This window comes from Anaeromicrobium sp. (genome assembly GCF_025210435.1).
In the GTDB taxonomy this organism is placed as follows: domain Bacteria; phylum Bacillota; class Clostridia; order Peptostreptococcales; family Thermotaleaceae; genus Anaeromicrobium.
On sequence record NZ_JAOART010000067.1, the window covers coordinates 20,871 to 35,902 of the forward strand.

10 protein-coding genes are annotated in these 15,032 nt (G+C 31.9%); all 10 read right to left on the minus strand.

The features are described from left to right. Nucleotides 1-16: 16 nt before the first annotated feature. Entirely contained in the window at nucleotides 17-1,534 is a 1,518-nt protein-coding gene (gene mglA / locus N4A57_RS08180; RefSeq protein ID WP_293657447.1) for a galactose/methyl galactoside ABC transporter ATP-binding protein MglA, read from the minus strand. 136 nt (nucleotides 1,535-1,670) lie between these two features. Beyond that, the gene (gene mglB / locus N4A57_RS08185; RefSeq protein ID WP_293657449.1) at nucleotides 1,671-2,723 is read right to left on the minus strand and encodes a galactose/glucose ABC transporter substrate-binding protein MglB; all 1,053 of its coding nucleotides are present in this window, start codon (nucleotides 2,721-2,723) and stop codon (nucleotides 1,671-1,673) included. Between the two features lie 341 nt (nucleotides 2,724-3,064). Further along, nucleotides 3,065-4,414: an MATE family efflux transporter gene (locus N4A57_RS08190; RefSeq protein ID WP_293657451.1), complete on the minus strand. Its 1,350-nt coding sequence runs from the start codon at nucleotides 4,412-4,414 to the stop codon at nucleotides 3,065-3,067. Nucleotides 4,415-4,566: 152 nt separating this feature from the next. Next, nucleotides 4,567-5,064: an FMN-binding protein gene (locus N4A57_RS08195; protein ID WP_293657453.1), complete on the minus strand. Its 498-nt coding sequence runs from the start codon at nucleotides 5,062-5,064 to the stop codon at nucleotides 4,567-4,569. A 111-nt stretch (nucleotides 5,065-5,175) separates the two neighbouring features. Then, on the minus strand, nucleotides 5,176-6,300 hold the full coding sequence (locus N4A57_RS08200; protein WP_293657455.1) for a YibE/F family protein: 1,125 nt from the start codon (nucleotides 6,298-6,300) through the stop codon (nucleotides 5,176-5,178). Between the two features lie 77 nt (nucleotides 6,301-6,377). Then, complete coding sequence (locus tag N4A57_RS08205) at nucleotides 6,378-7,814, minus strand: alkaline phosphatase (protein WP_293657457.1); 1,437 nt, start codon at nucleotides 7,812-7,814, stop codon at nucleotides 6,378-6,380. Between the two features lie 110 nt (nucleotides 7,815-7,924). After that, entirely contained in the window at nucleotides 7,925-8,404 is a 480-nt protein-coding gene (locus N4A57_RS08210) for a hypothetical protein (RefSeq protein WP_293657458.1), read from the minus strand. Nucleotides 8,405-8,504: 100 nt separating this feature from the next. Then, on the minus strand, nucleotides 8,505-9,803 hold the full coding sequence (locus N4A57_RS08215; protein WP_293657459.1) for a TIGR02679 family protein: 1,299 nt from the start codon (nucleotides 9,801-9,803) through the stop codon (nucleotides 8,505-8,507). Next, nucleotides 9,769-13,893 (minus strand): TIGR02680 family protein, encoded by a 4,125-nt coding sequence (locus N4A57_RS08220; RefSeq protein WP_293657460.1) that lies wholly within the window; start codon nucleotides 13,891-13,893, stop codon nucleotides 9,769-9,771. The genes N4A57_RS08215 and N4A57_RS08220 overlap by 35 nt, the downstream gene beginning before the upstream one ends. A 5-nt stretch (nucleotides 13,894-13,898) precedes the next feature. Continuing rightward, complete coding sequence (locus tag N4A57_RS08225; protein WP_293657461.1) at nucleotides 13,899-15,032, minus strand: TIGR02678 family protein; 1,134 nt, start codon at nucleotides 15,030-15,032, stop codon at nucleotides 13,899-13,901.

A 15,032-nucleotide genomic window follows, 5' to 3' on the forward strand; every position in this document is an offset into this window, starting at 1 on the left:
AAATATCCCTCCTATTCTATAAATACTTAGCTGATAGCTTTAATATTTCCTCTTGACAAGTGTCTTTAGTATTTACTATTCCAGCTAATCTTCCATTACTCATTACTAATATTCTATCTGTAACGCCTAATAATTCTGCCATTTCAGAGGATACCATCATGACACCCTTTCCCTTATTGGCAAGATCAATCATTAGTTGATATATTTCATATTTGGCCCCTACGTCTATACCACGAGTAGGCTCATCTAATAATAAAATCTCAGGCTCTGTAAGTAACCAACGCCCAACAATAACCTTTTGTTGATTTCCTCCTGATAAGCTACTTATATGGGTTTTATGGGATGGAGTTTTAACCCTCATACTATCTATAACCCACTTAGTATCTTTACCTATCTTATCAAAGTCTAGGAGTCCTAATTTGTTTATATAATTATCTATGTTAGCTATAAAAGAGTTAAAGGTAATATCTAGCATAGAGAATATTCCCGTTGTTCTACGCTCTTCTGTTACTAAAGCAAAACCATTTTTTATAGCCACATGGGGATTTTCATTATTTAATTTCTTTCCATGTAAATAAATGGAACCCTCACTCACATGTCTTGCTCCGAATATGGACTCTATAAGTTCAGTCCTTTTAGCTCCCACAAGGCCTGCCACACCTAATATTTCACCTTTTCTAAGTTCAAAGGATATATCCTTAATTGAGGGTTGATAAGTGGCAGTTAAGTTTTTAACCTCCATTATTACTTCCCCTGGAGTGTTTGTCATAGGTGGGAAACGATTAGTCAAATCACGTCCAACCATTAAATTTATTATTTCATCTGTAGTAATTGTCTTAGCGTCTTTAGTGGCAATCCATTGGCCATCACGCATTATAGTTACGTCATCTGCAATTTGCTTAATTTCTTCCATCTTATGAGATATGTATATTATTCCTACGCCTCTGTCCTTTAATGACCTTATTATTTTAAATAAATGGCCAACTTCCTTTTCCGTTAAAGATGATGTAGGTTCATCCATTACTATTATTTTTGAATTATAAGAAACGGCCTTTGCTATTTCCACCATTTGACTCTCAGATACGGGTAAACTATCTACCTTTGTACGAGGATCTAAGTTAATATCTAGTTCTTTAAATATTTTTAATGTGTCATTATACATTTTTTGTTCATCTATAAACATTCCCCTTCTAGGAAAACGACCTAGCCAAATATTGTCCATTATATTAGTACTTTGTACTTGATTAAGTTCTTGATGTACCATGGATACACCATTATCTAGGGCTTGTCTTGATGAACTGAACTTTACACTCTTTCCTTCTAGTAAAATTTCCCCTTCATCCCTATTATATATACCAAATAAACACTTCATTAAAGTTGATTTTCCTGCACCATTTTCTCCCATTAAGGCATGTACTGTTCCTTTTCTTACTCTCAAGTTTACTTTGTCTAATGCTTTAACCCCTGGAAACTCCTTAGATATTCCCAGCATTTCTAGTAGATAATCTTCGTTGTTTCTAGCAACTTCTGCCATATTCAAGCCTCCTTTCACATTATTGCAACCATGATTATATTAATAAAGATGCATATGCATTATAAATGCAACATGCATCTTTTATTAATATTAATAGGTAATGGTTATTTTAAAATAACCGACCCCATAACTTTTATTATTCAGAGTAGCAATCTTTAGCTACTTGGATATTTTCCTTAGTTATAGCTAAGTAAGGTACACGAACTGCTTTTTTGTCATCAAGTTTCCACTCAGTTCCTTCTAATACGTCCTTGCCATTAGCAACGTTAATAGCTAAATCTACAGTTGCTTTACCTTGGTTTGCAGCATCGTTAAGTACACTACCTACTAAAGTTCCAGCTTCAATTTGAGTTAAAGCATCAGGGATAGCATCTACACCAACTACTGGCATGAACTTATCTCCTTCAAAGTATCCTTCAGCCTTTAATGAGTTAACAGCTCCAAGTGCCATAGCATCGTTGTTAGCTATAACAAATTCAATCTTATCTCCATGCTTAGCAATCCAAGCATCCATTAATTCTTTACCCTTTACAGAGTCCCACATTCCAGTTTGAAGTTCTAATTCTTCAACTTCAATACCTTTTTCAACAATAGTTTCTACTGCATATTTAGTACGTGCTTCTGCATCTGGATGTCCTGGCTCACCCTTTAATAATACATATTGGATTTTGCCATCGCCATTTTTATCCCATGCTGGATTTGCTTTCCAAGAATCAACAATTAATTCACCTTGGATAACTCCAGATTCAGATGAAGTAGTTCCTACGTACCAAGCCTTATCATAAGAAGCCATATCCTCTGGACTTGGCTCTTTGTTAAAGAACACTACTGGTAACTCAGCTTCTTTAGCCTTAGAAATAATAGTAGCTGCCGCTTGAGGGTCAACTAAGTTGATAGCTAATGATTTTACACCCTTTGAAATCATCATTTCTACTTGCTCATTTTGCTTAGCTTGATCATTTTGAGAGTCATTTAATATAAGATCTGCTTGATCTCCTGCACTCTTTTCGATAGATCTACGTACGAAAGACATGAAGTTATCATCAAACTTATAGATAGTTACACCTATCTTTGGAGCACTTGCTTCTGCTTCTGGTTGAGCTTCTGTACTTGATTGCTCAGACGATCCACATGCTGCTAGTGAGAACATTAGTGTTAATATCATTAACACTGATAACACTTTTTTCATAATTAATCCCCCATTCAATTTTTTTCCATAATTTCATGGAATCCTTTTCCTACTTAAATTTTAGTAAAATTTTAGTAAACTGTCAATGGATTTTTTATTTTTAGAAATTTTTTATTATTAATTCATCAACATTCTCCTATTTACTAAAATTCCATATTACATGTATATGTACTAGCCCTTTAATACATTACAATATTTAATCCACATTGTTCATATTCAAGAAATTTTTTACTAAAAAATAAAGGGATTGTCCCATAATTTTTTAAATCATAAAACAATCCTTATTTAGGCATATTCAAATAATAAATTAGTCATTTCACTGGTTATTTCTTTTATATGCCTTACTCTAAAGAATACATACTTTTCATTTCTTTTTTTAATAGAAATCCAGTGACAAAAGTTGCCAATATATCTGCTATGGGATATGCTATCCAAATACCCAATAGGCCTAGATTTCCTATCCTTGGTAATATTAAAACTAGTGGAATCAAAAACAATACCTGTCTTAGTAAAGACATTGTTAAAGAAGGTATAGCCTTTCCTATAGATTGAAATAATGTGGCTCCTACCACTTGTATACCTATAACAGGTATTCCTGCTATTATGATTCTAAGTACACTTGCACTATTTTCTATAAAATACATATCCTTTGTAAATACTCTCATAATTAAGTTGGGAAATAATTCTCCTATTAATACACTAGTGGTAGCTAAAATTGTAGTGACTATAATAGATAGTTTTACCGTTTCCTTAACTCTTTCAAACTTTTTGGCTCCATAATTATATCCAACTATGGGCTGCATACCTTGAACTACTCCAAACAAAGGCATGAATAAAAACATTATTACCTTATTTACAGTTCCAAATATGGATATGGCCACATCTCCACCATAAAACTTTAAAGAATTGTTTACCACAATGGCAACAATACTTCCTGCCCCTTGCCTTGCAAAGGATGAAAACCCAACTGTAAATATTTCTTTTATAATTGCCCATTCTAATTTTAAATGCCTAAACCTAACTTTTAATGAACTTTTTCCTCCATACATGTAGAGTATAACATAGATTAGGGATGCAAATTGAGAAATAATAGTAGCCCATGCAGCTCCTCCAATGCCCATATTAAATACAAATATGAATAAAGGGTCTAATATAATATTTAAACCCGTACCTATTACCATTATCACCATAGATACTTTAGCATTACCTTCTGCCCTTATTAAGTTATTAGCACAGACTACAAAGGGAAAATATATACTTCCTATGAGAATTATTCTTAAATATTCCACTCCATAGGGAAGTAAATTATCTGTAGCTCCAAATATTTTAAGTATGGGTTCTATAAATATGAAACTAAGAAATGCAGTAATTATACTTACTATAAATACAGATGAAAAGGAATTTCCAGCAACCTTATCTGCCCTTTCTACATCCTTTGCTCCAAGGCTTCTAGATACGGCAGACGCTCCTCCAATGCCCACAGTCTGAGCTATGGCCATTATGATCATTTGTACGGGAAAGGCTATTGCCAAAGCTCCTATGGCTATGGTTCCTACTCCCCTTCCTATAAATATAGTATCCACTATATTATATAGGGCATTAACTACCATTCCCACCGTGGCAGGTAGTGATAACTTCATCAAAACTTTGCTTATTTTGTCATTTTCTAACATATAACTTCTTTCATTCATATTTTCTCCTCCTGCACCTCCCATTATATGTTAAAATCTACTCCCTTGTAATAGATTTAATAAATTGTTAATACTTTTTTGATATATTCTTTATAAATAAAAATAGTGACTAGGTATATATTATATACTTAATCACTATTTTTTATTTCAATCTATTTGGCTTTCTCTAGGGCCTTTTGGGCTAAAGTAAAGAATTCTGAAACTTTAATAGATGCTCCAGAAATGGCATCTGTACGTCCCTCTTCATCCGTATACTTAATATTATTTGGATTTTGAGTTTCTATTATATATCCTTCTACTAATTGCGCTTGTTCATGCCAAGGTGCTTTAGCTCCTGCTTTTTCTACCATTGGATACTTACCATCCTTAGAAGCCTCTTTCTTTGTTGCTCCCTCTTCATTCACTCCATCCCAATTAGCTGAAACTATCTTTCCCTCTTTAACTTCTATAGAAACGGTTCCCTTCCATCCATTGTTAAATTCATCAGCTTCTGCCTTATATATGCCATCTTTATATGAAACTTCATCAGCCTTTTGTTCTACTTGGGCATTTTCCTTAGATGTCTCCTGTGGCTTCTCTGTACAACCTACAAATAATCCCGCTGCTACTACTAATGTCATACCCATTAATAGGGCTTTCTTCTTTAACATTTGTCCTTCCCTCCAATGTGTCTGTCTATTATATGTTTATCTAAATTATAATAATTTCATAAACACACTGTCAATAGATATTCTTTTTCATTTGATTATACCTATCATTATCTAATTAGTTACATTTTTTTTAACTTTACTATATATGATACCTGCCACTATGGCCGTAATAGGAGCTACTAATACTAATCCTATACTGCCTATTACAGTCCTCATTATTTCAGCCGATACTATTTTAAAATTTATTATCCTGCTAAAGCTTGCATTTTTATCCATAAAAAGCATAAGAAGTGTAAGATATCCTCCAGAATAGGCCAATAAAAGGGTAGTAGTCATAGTTCCTACCACATCTCGCCCCACATTAAAACCTGATTTTATAAGATCATTAATAGGAATATTAGGTTTATGATTTTTGATTTCATACATGGACGATGCCACATCCGTGGCTATATCCATGGCTGCTCCTGAAGCTCCTATTACTATGGCCGCATAAAATATTTTTCTCATATCTAAATTAAGGTGTCCATTAAACATGAGAGTCTCTGCAAAGGGTGCTGTCATTCCATATAACTCCATCCTACTTCCAAAGAATAAGGTAAGACCTATGGTTATGGATAATCCCGTTATGGTTCCTATAAATGCTGCCACTCCCTTTTTGCTAATTCCACATATGGAAAATAATATTATTGCCGTAAGTAACACTAATACCCCCATAGATAATAGTAAGGGGTCCTTTCCATAAAGTAATCCTGGAATTAGAATTTTCCATATAATAAACAAACTCATTATAAATGAAAATAAGGCCTTAATCCCTATTTGTTTTGCAAATATAATTAAACATATTACAAAGGTTCCAAACAATAATAGATGATAATTTTGCCTATACAAATCAATAGCCTTACTATCTATTATCTTTCCATCTTCAACCCTAATGGCCACTATTATAGTGTCTCCCCTTTTATAGGTATTTTCCACTGATAAATTTCCTACTAAAGTGTTTAGTGAATCCGTACTTTGTCCCTTAAATTCTCCCTCTAGTATATTAACTTCTAAATTTTGTACTCCCATATTTGCAATATTAGATTGTATTAAATTATCATTATCCACCTTTAAAACTTTAGCCTTCACTTCAAATACATCTTCTATCTTAGAATCACTATGCCTATCAATTACTAAAATTCCCACCACTAATACCATTATTATTATCATAACTAAGCTACTTTTATAATTTTTCATATTTTCATGCTCCCATCTAATAATAAAGAAAAGTTATAGATAATTTAAAAGCTGGGTTTCCCCAGCTTTTAATATTTTTATAATTCTCCACCTATAATATTAGCTAATTTTTTAGCTATCATAGTATTATCATTATATCCACTGAAATCTTGTGCATTAACACCTACAGCTGTAAGTGGAATTGGTGCTCCAGAGTGAGCAAAGGTAGTCCAATGAATATTAGCTCTATTAGAAACAATATGAGCTACAGCAATAGCCGTAGGTTCCTTAGTTAAGTAACCATATTCCCTCTTTTCACCTTCAATACCTTTATCTTCTAGGTCCATGGCCTTCTCTATTTCTGTTCTTTCCTTTTGTGTTAAATTTTCTAAGCTATATACTTTCTCTATATACTTAAAATATGCTTCCCTGTTACCATCATATTTCTTATCTCCATATCCTATAGCTTCTGTAGAAGCTGTCACATCAAATAACTCTTCTAATTTTAAGAAATAATTGGTACTCATACCTAATCCTAATCCACCAGTTTCATGGTCAGCTGCAACTAGGATTAAAGTATCCTCTGGATTCTCTTCATAGAATTTACAGGCTTTTTTAATAGCTTCATCAAAGGCTAAAACATCATGGATAGCTCCCACAGGGTCATTTGCATGGGAGGCATGGTCAATTCTTCCACCTTCTACCATCATAAAGAATCCGTCTTCATATGCAGATAATACTTCAATACCCTTTTGGGTTAATTGACCTAAACTAGGAGTATCTAAAGTGTTTAATCTATCAATATCATATGGTAAATGAGAATAAGATAAAGCTGCAAATACCTTTTCTTTTCCCTTTGGAGCAAACTTTAAGAAATTATCACTATCCTTTTCTCCTGCAAATACATTGTATCCTAAGTCTGCAAATTCCTTTAATAAGTCTCTATCGTCTTTTCTCTTAGATTTTCCATATTCCCATGCCTTTGGTGCAAAGTGTCTATATCCACCACCTGCAAAAAATTCTACATTACTATCTAGGTAATCTACTGCTATTTCATTTTCATTATCTCTATTTACATTATGAGATGCAAAAGATGCTGGTGTAGCATGAGTTATTCTAGTAGTACTTACTAGTCCTGTAGCGTATCCCTTTTCTTCTGCTAACTCTAATATAGTTTTAAGATCTTTGCCATTTGGAGTTTTAGATATAACTCCATTATTAGTTTTATGTCCAGTAGCTAGGGCAGTTCCTGCAGCTGCTGAATCTGTAACTAATGTATTAGCTGAATAAGTAGTTTTAAGTCCTGTTACAGGTAAAGTATTCATAGTTAACCTTTTAGATTTATCCTTGCTAGTTTCTTGTAAAAATAATTCCCCCACTTGTCTTTGTGATAATCCTAAACCATCACCAATGAAATAAAATATGTACTTAGGTCCTTTAACGTCCTTAGTTCCTCCAGCATAGGCAATACTAGATGTGAATCCTAAAGTAAGGACTAACATAAGCACAAGAAGTCTCCTCATGTTTCTTTTCATATAATCTCCTCCTCAATTTGGTTTTTTTTACCACACAACTATATTATAACTTTTGTTTGGACCTAAAACAATGATTCTTGGGTATTTTTCCGAAAATTCTGTTTTTTCTTTCATTCTGCCTTCTTTATTCTTTCACTTAAAAATTCCTCCACATATTCCTTATATATCTTTTCCACATGGATAATCACTCTCTTCTCTACTTTTAATATTCCCACATTAAGCTCTAATAAATCATGAGCTTTTCCATAATGGCTTATCCATCTATATTCTTTTATCTTTTCCCAATTTATAATATATTGAGGAGCATATATACCATTCTCACATAATTGAGTTTTTAGTACACCTCTGTATAACCAAACTACTCCACAAAAGAAAAATCCCATTCTTATACTGAATTCTTCCATGTTGGAAGTCTTCAAAAATAATAAAATAGAAATAATCATATAGGATATTCCCATGAATAATCTATGATTGATTCCTTTTCCATTTGAAACCAAAATTTCTCCTCTACTTCTTCTTCGTATCTCTGCTCTAATTAGGTAAAAATATATAAGGATTATATTAAAAGCAATAAAAAGTATAGTAACCATAGGAACTCTCCTTTTAAATTAATATATACTATGATTATATTATTTGTACGGTACGAAATTTGTTAGTTTTTGAATTAAATAAAAAAACTCTATCATCACACTATAGTAATGAAAGAGTTTCTATAGATTTTATTAGATCATCTATTATTCCTTCTTGATATGCTCCTACTCCATATTCTTTTATTATATTCCCTAACATCCTTAATTTTTCATCTTCTACCTTCTCTAACTTCTTCATTCTCTTATGATCTATCCTATTCTTGGATAATGCCTTTAAATAATACTCCTCATTAAAATTCCACAAAATCAAATTATCCTTATACCTTTTTTTCAATCTATCAGCTATTTGGATTCCCTCTGGGTCAAAATCTCCAGAATAATATATGGTAGCCTTTTCTTTATAAATTTTATCTAGGATTAATATGGAAGCTAATCTTAATTGACCATAAGTACAAATGAAAGAAACATCCCTATCTTTTACCCTATCTATTAATTCAATAAATACCGTAGGATTTTCTACTACGAAAACTTTATTGTTCTTACTTATAACCCTATCTATCTTACTCAAATTAAATAAGGATATGATCAGGGGCTCACCACTTTTATAAAATCCGTCCCAACCTAAATGATACTCACCCTTTGTCATGGCCCTTAGTCCATAACCCATGGTAAAATTAGATACTTCATCGTTTATGATTCCCACGTCATACAATAGTTCTGCCCTTTCTTCTGCATTTTTAGGGTAGGTTTTATTTAGTATATATACTACTCCATGAATCAATAGTTTCCCACATATATTGTTTCCATCAAAGGTATGGGGATTTTTACTTATTTGTGAAGACCATAGGGCTAATCTCTCTATTTTGCCATTTTCATAGGGTAGACTATTTATTCCCTCTATAATTGTTTTTAAGTGTTTTTTTAATCTTTCCCTATCTCCATCATAGGCTTTTACTAAAATCATATAGGCATTTTTCTTTGAAGATAGAACATAATTTAACCAATTAGATCCCTTTGTATCTTTAAATTTTTCCATAATATTATTGAAAAATTCTTTTCTGTCATGCTCATAAAGGTTTTTTTCTTCATTTTTAGAAATTATATCTTCATAAAAATACTTGCCCAACAATTCCTTTAATGAAATATCCTTAAAGGGAGTATTTAATAGGGCCTTTTCAAACTTATCTACTTTTATGCTAGTGTTTTCCTTATAATAATTTTTCCCTAAAAATCCTGTTAGGGCTTCCTTCTCCTCTTCCCTTAATTTCCTAAGAACTATAGTTCCACCTATTTTACCTAAAGATCTATATTTTCCCCTTATTTTTAATAAGGGCCTGTGAAAGCCCTTATTGTCTTTAAAATATTTATAACATTGTAATAGCTGCTTCTCTTTGTCCATAATCTTCCTCTTCCCCTAAGATTAATTCCTTCACATGTCCATTCCATTTATACCTTAATACGGTTACAAAATCTGCATTATTAGGTCTTATTAGTTCACATATTCCTAGGGATTTTACCGTATCATAATCTCCCCAAAGGATTTGTGAATTTATTATGAAATTAAGTTCAAGTTCTCCAAGTAACCTAAACATATCCCTTATGTTCTTTTCATCTACACCTGCAAAGGCCTCATCTAAAGATATTATCCTTGGGCAATCAGATCTGGCTCCTGAATATTTTGAGTATACGGCTGAAAATAGGGGCACATACATGGCCATGGCCTTTTCTCCACCACTAAATTTATAAAAGGCATTATTAGTCATTTCCCTTTTATTTTCATTAGTCTTCTTATAGAACAATTTAAATTCAAACCATTTCCTATAATCTAGTACTTCCTTTATTATAAAATGGAAGTTTTGATTTTTACCCGTTTCCTCTTCAATTCTCCTAGCTTCCCTTATCTTAGATCTAAAATGGGTAGATAATTTATTTAACTCCTCTTCACTAAATAAATTTCCATCCTTCCTAAGTAGCTTAACTAAATCCTTCGTATCTAATTGTTCCTCCGTATCTGCACTTTTACTTTTCCAGCTTAAACTAAAGGATAGTCCACTAGATGTATTCATAGATTCCATAAGCTTATTCATTTTCTTTACCCATTCTTCACTATGGTATATCTTACTTCTTATTTTCTTGGTTATGGTTTTAGCCAATATATCTTCAAATAATTGTCTATCCCTTTCCCTTAAAATATTTTCATTTTCCTCAACAGATTCTGATATATAATCCATAAGCTTATAAAAATCCACATCTTTTCCTCGTACACGAGCCTTTATGTGATTTCTTCCTTGATTTTGTAATGCCTTAATTAATATTTCATCTTCCCTATCTATTTCCTTTTCAAAAATACTTTCTATCCTTATGGCGTAGGATATTAATCCTTGACGATTTGTATGATATTTTTCCTGTAGGTCTGACATATATGCCATTTTATTTTTCTGGCTCCCCTTATAGACCTTTAATTCTTCTATTACTTTCTTCCCTAGGTCATATAGTTCTCCCTCTTCTTTCATAACATAGGCTAAATCATATTCTTCTTTAAATCCATTACCATATATTTCATTTAAATCCCTCTTTAATTCTAAATCCCTCTGTAATTCATTAATTTTTATTTCACTTTGGTCCTGTTCCTTCTCAGCCTTAGCCTTTGCCTCTATGGACTCCTTTATCTTTGAGGGAAGTTCATTTATTAGTCTTATACATTCATCAATTTCCCTTTCAATATGCTCTAAATCTGATATGTTTAGTTGGTCTAATATACTTTTATACTTACTTTCCCTTTTAATTAATTCTTTGCTTATATGTTCTAAATCCACTCTTATATTCTGAAGGGCATAGGTATTCTCTTCTTTTCTCTCAAATAGGATTCTTAAATTATTATTAGTTTGCCATAGATATAAATGTTCCCTTTCTAATTCTGATAGGAATTTTATATATTCTTCCATATCTTCAATGGCATCATCAAAGGCCTTTAGATTAATAGGAATCTCAATTTTGAAAGTATACTCATGTACCTTTTGTTTTATAACCTTTAACTCATTAGCTAAGGCCCTTTCCTTCTCTTCTTTATCTTCCACATGAGCCACGGCCTTTTTGTAGTTAAACTCAGCATCCCTTAAGGAGTTTATGGCCGTTTCTAGGTCATGATTATTTGGAAAGTTCTTATATTCCCTTTGTATTTTATCTATTCTTCCATTTATTCTATCTATATTATGGATAATTTTATCTAATTCTTCTTTTAATCTTTCCCTTTCATCTTCTAAGGAATCTATTATTTCTTTTCTATATTTTTCACGGGCCAATGTACCTATGAATTTTGCTTCATAGTTCTTACTAACACGTCCCCTTATTAGACCCATTCCATATTGTCCATTTTCTCTTATATAGGTTTGTCCATTATCTTCATCTAATAAAATACTTTTTAATACATCTTCAATATCTTCTCTTGATATGTTATCACCAGTCTTTTCTATTTTTAATTTGTGGGATAACTCGTGGGCTAAATACTTAGGTGATGAAAATATATATTTATCGGCCCCTTCATTGTCTAAGGTCAAGACCCTCTCCCTATAATTAGCTGGTATTATGAGTGCATCTAATATGCCCATATCAAGGAGGGCTTCCTCTATAATATTTCTCTCCTTAGAATCTACTTCATCCTTAAAATCTATTACCTTATAAAGGGGTATATGGGGTATATTATTATCTAATAATCTTTTTCTACTGATTATTACCTTTTCTTCTCTAGAAGGTTCTGGGTCCCTTTTATTTTTCCATTCCTTTATTTCTTCTTCCTTATCCCCTATATTTTTATCTATAATATCCTTATTATTTAGTTCATTAGAAAGAATCTTGTTTAAATTCCTTTCTAACAAATTGTATTCCCTTCTAATAGGAGCCATTACCTCATCATAACTAGATTCTATTTTATAGGTATTTACTAATTGGCACATTTCTATGAAGGATTCTTTTTTTAATTTTAACTCTTCATTTTTTTCTTCCCATTTATGAACCTTCTCCACAAATTCATCCTTAGTTTCTGATAAAAGTAGTTCTGCAGATTCTAAGTGGTTTTTTTCATCCTCTGCCTTTCGTCTGCTATCTTCTAATTCCTCTAGGGCCCTATCATAATTTAAATTTATCTTTTCCTCTTCTTCTAATATTTTTCTACCATCTTTTATTTTCCCCTTATAAGAATGTATTTCATTTTTTATATAGGTATAATCGTATTCCTTATCCACATCCTTTAATATTTCTTCCTTAAGAAAACTTTGTTCATCAAATTTAATATCTTCCCCTATAAGTTCCATTTCCTCTAAGTGTTCTCTTATTTTCTTCCCATGGGTATCTTTTATATGAGAAATATTCTTTTCTTCATGATATAGATCAATTTCCTTTGACCTATATTTTTCACATATTTCCTCTTTCTTTAATTTATCTTCCTTTAATTTATTTATTTCTTCTTCTAATCTACTCTTTTCTTCCTTCAATAGGTATATATCATGCTTTTCTAATTCTCTCTTCTTCTCCTCAGTGACCTTTCTCTCAATCTCTAATCTTTCAATATTTTCCCTTTCAGAGAGTATTTTTCCCTTTAATTCTTCAATTGTCTCATTTAATCCCTTTTCTTCCCTTGCATATTCCTTTAGTTCCTTCTCCGATTCTACATAATCGCGTGCCTTTTCATATAAAATGTACTCATTATACTTATCATAGGCCTTTTTCACATTATGGGCAGCTTTTTTACTGTATTTTAATTCGTCTAATCTATCCTTTATACTATCCATATTTTCTATAGCTTCTGACATGGGTCTTAAATCTTCATCTGTTAAAGGTTGTAATGAATTATTCATAATTTCGTACACTACAGTAGGCCTAAAATCCTTAGACAGTTTAGGTGATCTTAATTGTATTAATAATTTGATAAGTTCATCATATTCTTCTATCTTGTCAAATCCGAATAAATGTCTATTTACCAAGTCCATATATTCCCTTTGTCCCTCTTTTACTTCTCCCCCTGTGCCTATTCTATTTTTTAGTTCCTTCTTACTTAGGGGGATTTTTTGAGAAGGATTTTTATATAATAGAAAATCCTTTCCAATACGTCTTCCATCATTGATTACAAATCCCCAAAAACTTAGGGCACTCCCCCTCTTTGCCTTAAGACCTATACCTATAGTGATGTATTTAGAGGTATTTTCCTTCTTAAACTCCATATAAATATATGCCGTATTTTCAGTCTTTGAAGATTCGTCCTCTCCTAAAAGATAATTTTCTAATCTCCTAGCCTTAGATCCAAAGGGATCTAACCTATCTGGACTTTTATTTCCATCTAGTAGTAAGGGGATAAAACTTTGCATAGTAACAGATTTTCCTGAACCATTAGACCCTCTCAATAATAGCCTACCATCAGAAAAATCAAACTCTTCTTCATCATAGTACCAAAAGTTTATAAGACCTGCTTTATTCATCATCCATCTATCTATCATCTTTCCTACTCCTTTAACATGAAATCCTTTGGGTATTTCCCAGTTATTTTACCTATTATTGGCATTATCATTATTAGATTATTATTAGTAATATTGATCATGAGAAAACTCTCCATATATTTCAATATTTCATCCCTTAATTTTTCAATCTTCATATCCCTATATTCTTTACTAAATCCCTTACCATAAACTTCTTTCACCTTCACCACATTTTTATAAAATTCATTCATATCCATAAATATGATATCCTTTTCATTTCTCTTTAACTGGCCTTCCTTTACCATGGAAATTAAGTGATGATTAAATAAAAGCACCACATCACTAATAGCCCTATTACTAGGAAATACATCCTTATAGTATTTATCTTCCCCTGCTATTAGGAAGGTTCCATTTTTATGTATGTGAACTTCACATTCTAAATATTTTTCCATATCCTTTTGGATCATACCCCTATAGTTTTTTATATAATTATAATCATGATCATAAGCTCCATCATTATATATTCCTGGAGACATGACAAGCCTCCTATAGACCCTGTTTCTTCTCATTCTTCCCTTATCCTTGTCTGCTCCTAGTAATTCATCTTCTTCCAAATCTTTTATAGACGTATAATCCATTATGTTTCCTATGAAATTCCTCATGAAATAATGGGATATGCCCGTATTTTCATAGAGAACCTCACTATCTTGAGAATTTGCAAAATTTTTATCCTCACCATCATTTACCTTTATTATTCCCATATGTACCACAAATCTTAAAACCTTTATTAGGTATCTCCTTTGCTTATACAGGGTCCAATCAATCTTTTCATCTCCCATAAAGGTTCCTTCTATATAATCTGTAAGCTCTGATAGTAAAAATTGTTCTTCCTTGTCCTTATCCTCTAGAAACATTAATACTTGGCATAAAAAAACATATTCCATTATATGTTCAAGTTCCTTTATTCCCATCCAACTCTCTGCCTTACCTGGAATCTTTTCAAGTTTTATTATTTGAGAATTTATAATTAATTGATAAGACAATTTTTCTGATAGAAAATCTTTTATCCCATCTAATGAATTCTTTATTCCATAATATTTTTCTTTATCATCATTTCTTCTAATCCAATAATTTTCTAAAAGTATATCTAAACCCTTCAT

What these genes read in the sequence shown, in the direction of transcription:
- mglA (WP_293657447.1), bottom strand. Translation starts at nt 1,534, where the DNA reads ATGGCAGAAGTTGCTAGAAACAACGAAGATTATCTACTAGAAATGCTG.
- mglB (WP_293657449.1), bottom strand. Translation starts at nt 2,723, where the DNA reads ATGAAAAAAGTGTTATCAGTGTTAATGATATTAACACTAATGTTCTCA.
- N4A57_RS08190 (WP_293657451.1), bottom strand. Translation starts at nt 4,414, where the DNA reads ATGAATGAAAGAAGTTATATGTTAGAAAATGACAAAATAAGCAAAGTT.
- N4A57_RS08195 (WP_293657453.1), bottom strand. Translation starts at nt 5,064, where the DNA reads ATGTTAAAGAAGAAAGCCCTATTAATGGGTATGACATTAGTAGTAGCA.
- N4A57_RS08200 (WP_293657455.1), bottom strand. Translation starts at nt 6,300, where the DNA reads ATGAAAAATTATAAAAGTAGCTTAGTTATGATAATAATAATGGTATTA.
- N4A57_RS08205 (WP_293657457.1), bottom strand. Translation starts at nt 7,814, where the DNA reads ATGAAAAGAAACATGAGGAGACTTCTTGTGCTTATGTTAGTCCTTACT.
- N4A57_RS08210 (WP_293657458.1), bottom strand. Translation starts at nt 8,404, where the DNA reads ATGGTTACTATACTTTTTATTGCTTTTAATATAATCCTTATATATTTT.
- N4A57_RS08215 (WP_293657459.1), bottom strand. Translation starts at nt 9,803, where the DNA reads ATGGACAAAGAGAAGCAGCTATTACAATGTTATAAATATTTTAAAGAC.
- N4A57_RS08220 (WP_293657460.1), bottom strand. Translation starts at nt 13,893, where the DNA reads ATGATAGATAGATGGATGATGAATAAAGCAGGTCTTATAAACTTTTGG.
- N4A57_RS08225 (WP_293657461.1), bottom strand. Translation starts at nt 15,032, where the DNA reads ATGAAGGGTTTAGATATACTTTTAGAAAATTATTGGATTAGAAGAAAT.